Here is a 3,089-nt window from a genome sequence, read left to right as displayed (position 1 = left end):
AAGTCCCGCCGCCTGCCAAGCAGGAGATCCTGCGCGCAGAGCTGGAGGAACATCAGGTCGGCCATGTGGCGCTCGGGCACATCGAGGCGCCGGTGCAGGATCTCGGCGAAAGTACTCGCAGGGAGCAGTCCACCGCTCCCCGGGAAGGGATCGTGGATGCGGCGGAACGGGCGGGGTCCGCCCTCCCTGGCATCGCTGCGGAACTGCGCCAGGAGGTCGGGCAGGGAAGCCAGCAACTCGGCGACCGAAACCTCCAGCGCCTGTGCCAGGCGCAGCAGCACCAGCAGGGTGGGGTTGCGCAGGCCCCGCTCGATGCCACTCACGTAGGTCTGGTCCAGCCCCACCCGGCCGGCGAAGTCCTCCTGGCTGATACCACGCGCCACCCGTAGGGCATTCACCCGCTCGCCCAGCGCCACGCGCGGATCCAAGTACTCACGCCGATCGGGGCACAGTGGGCACGCGTTCCCGGGACAACTTTCCGGTGGAACGGGGCGTTCCCACACGATGCATCGAGCCTGAAGCAACGCTTCAGAAATCGTCAGCAACGCCATATGATATCGATCGAAAACTGCGTCCATTCCTGGCGACGCATCGCATGTTTCCGTGGCGGCTTGCATGCCCGTTGAGCGTGCCATGCTGCATTCCTTTGCAGCCACGCTGTGCGGCATGATCGCAAGGCGCCTTGAGCGGTTGACGGTGGATGGCGCCCGGCAGAACCATCGGCTTGACGCGTGCAACGGCATGCGTCGCGGAAGTGAGAGCCTAAGAGATGCCGATCACCGCCGCGAAGCGTCGTATCCGTGACATGCTCCGGATGGTCAGAGGATGCACCAGATGAGCGTCGACGTCACAAGCCTGACTACTGCGGTCAGTGGCGGCGAGCTGATGCGGCACGTCCATGAATTCGCCCGCCGCGTCAAGCTTTCCGGCACGCCGGAAGAGCGGGAGAGCTTCGGGTGCCTGAAGGCGCAGCTCGACGCGATCGGCTACAGAACGCGGCTGCTGATGCACGACGCCTATACCAGCTTGCCGGGGAAAGCGCAGGTCGAGACCGTCAACGAGACGCTGCGCGCAACCACCCATTCCTTCTCACGTCCCTCCCCGCCTGACGGGCTACGCGCAGCTCTGCTCGACATGGGCGAAGGCAGCGAAGCCGATTTCGCCGGGCAGGATGCATCTGGACGCATTGTTCTGGTGGAGGGCATCGCCAGCCCAGCCGTGGCCGCGCGGGCCTCGGCCGCCGGCGCATTGGGGCAGATCCACGTCAGCCCGCAGGAACAGCTGCATGAGATGTGCATCTCGCCGGTCTGGGGCAGTCCCTCCGTCACGACCCTGGCTACCTTGCCGAGCACCGCCGTATGCACGGTGTCGCAATCCGACGGGACGCAGCTGCGGCGAAGACTGATGGCGGGTGAGGCACTCGACATCGCGCTGCGGGCCGAGGTCGATACCGGCTGGCGCAAGACGCCGCTACTGGAGGCCGAGCTCGACGGGCAGCGCGGTGCGGCAGCGCTTTTCGTCCTGTTCTCTGGCCATCACGACACCTGGTACCAGGGGGTGATGGACAACGGTGCCGCCAATGCCACTATGCTAGAGGCGGCGCGGGTTCTCGCGGAGCATGCCGACGCGTGGCAACGGGGTCTGCGGATCTGATTCTGGTCCGAGCATTCGCATGGCCGCTATTCCGGCTCCGCTTGGTACGCCGACCAGAACTGGGAGGAACTGGATCGTCGGTGCGTGGTGCATGTGAACGTAGACTCCACAGGTGGCATCGGTGCCACCAGCCTGACCGGGACGGCGGTGACACCAGAGGCCGTGTCCCTTGCCACCGATGCGATCGCGGCCGAAACCGGGCAGCACTACACCGGCAAGCGACCGTCACACAGCGCTGATCAGTCCTTCTGGGGCGTTGGCATCCCCTCGATGTTCGGCAGTCTCAGCATGCACGTGCCTGGGACAGAGACCTTCGGGCCAGCGACGATGCGCAACGCCCTGGGCTGGTGGTGGCACACGCCACACGACCTGATCGACAAGATCGATGAGAGCTTCCTGATGCGCGACACGCGCGTCTTCGTGCACGTCCTGTGGCGGCTGCTGACGGAGCCGACTCTCCTCCTGCAGCCCCTAGCGGCAATCGAATCCCTCCTACGTGAGCTGCGCGATCTCGCGCCCCGCCTGCCGGAGACGGTGCCCGCCGCGATGGTGACCGGCGCGGCGGAAGCCCTCCTGGCGCAATCACTCCCCTCCGGCCAGACGGCAGACCGGAGTCTCGTCGGGGCCTGACGCGAGCTCGTGGCACTGCACATGACCAGGGGAGACCGCTTTGATCCTCCACGACTTCCGTGGACGGGTTACGCTACGTTTACTGCCTGCCGTTCTGCTTGGTCTGGCGTGCGGTAGTCCAGGGCTGAATGCAGGCGTCGGCGGTTGTAGAAGCCCTCGACGTAGGAGAACAGGTCACGCTTGGCCTCGTCTCTGGTTGCATAGGTCCGGTGGTGCACCAGCTCGGTTTTCAGCGTGTGAAAGAAGCTTTCCATCGGCGCGTTGTCCAGTGGATTCGCCCGCCGGCTCATCGACGGGATAATGGCTGCTTCGGTCAGCGCCGCCTGGTAGTCACCGCAGGCGTATTGGATGCCGCGGTCGGAATGTTGGATCAGACCGGCACTGGGACGCTGGCGCTGGATGGCCATCAGCAACGCCGAGGTCGCCAGCTCGGCCCTGAGATGGTCGCGCATGGACCAACCCACGATCTTGCGCGTGTGCAGGTCCATGATGGCGGCCATGTAGAGCCAACCCTCACCTGTTGGAATGTAGGTCAGGTCTGCCAGCCAGACCTGGTTCGGCCTGCTGGTGGCGAAGAACTTGCGTTCCAGCAGGTTGGGAGCGACCGGGAAGGCGTGGCGGCTGTCGGTGGTCTGCACGCGGCGGCGCTGGGCGACAAGGCCGCGCACGCCATGGCGGCGCATCAGGCGCTCGACCCGTCCACGGCCAACCTTTCTCCCCTGTGCCCGCAAGGTGGCATGCACACGGGGACTGCCGTAACGGCCACCGCTGTTGGCATGGGCCTGGCGGATGTCGGCCAGCAGGGC

The 3,089-nt window shown here is 65.8% G+C and carries 4 protein-coding genes; 2 read left to right on the top strand and 2 right to left on the bottom strand.

Annotated elements, in window-relative coordinates:
- Positions 1-428, bottom strand: a 428-nt coding sequence (locus ROTAS13_RS26615) for a helix-turn-helix domain-containing protein (protein ID WP_075823431.1), incomplete at its 3' end; no start/stop codon positions are given.
- A gap of 406 nt (positions 429-834) precedes the next feature.
- Between ROTAS13_RS26615 and ROTAS13_RS21965 the strand changes: the two genes are divergently transcribed.
- A complete protein-coding gene (locus ROTAS13_RS21965; protein ID WP_171979204.1) occupies positions 835-1,653 on the top strand; it encodes a M28 family peptidase in 819 nt (272 codons plus the stop codon).
- Between the two features lie 87 nt (positions 1,654-1,740).
- Positions 1,741-2,283, top strand: coding sequence for a Zn-dependent exopeptidase M28 (locus ROTAS13_RS21960; protein WP_139323489.1), 543 nt, complete (start codon positions 1,741-1,743; stop codon positions 2,281-2,283).
- 68 nt (positions 2,284-2,351) lie between these two features.
- Here the strand turns inward: ROTAS13_RS21960 and ROTAS13_RS21955 are convergent.
- Positions 2,352-3,089, bottom strand: a 738-nt coding sequence (locus ROTAS13_RS21955; protein WP_075823426.1) for an IS3 family transposase, incomplete at its 5' end; no start/stop codon positions are given.

Source organism: Roseomonas sp. TAS13, assembly GCF_001950415.1.
Lineage (GTDB): Bacteria > Pseudomonadota > Alphaproteobacteria > Acetobacterales > Acetobacteraceae > Roseomonas > Roseomonas mucosa.
Note: the sequence above shows the minus strand (reverse complement) of the source record. Positions and strands in the feature narration are given on the sequence as shown.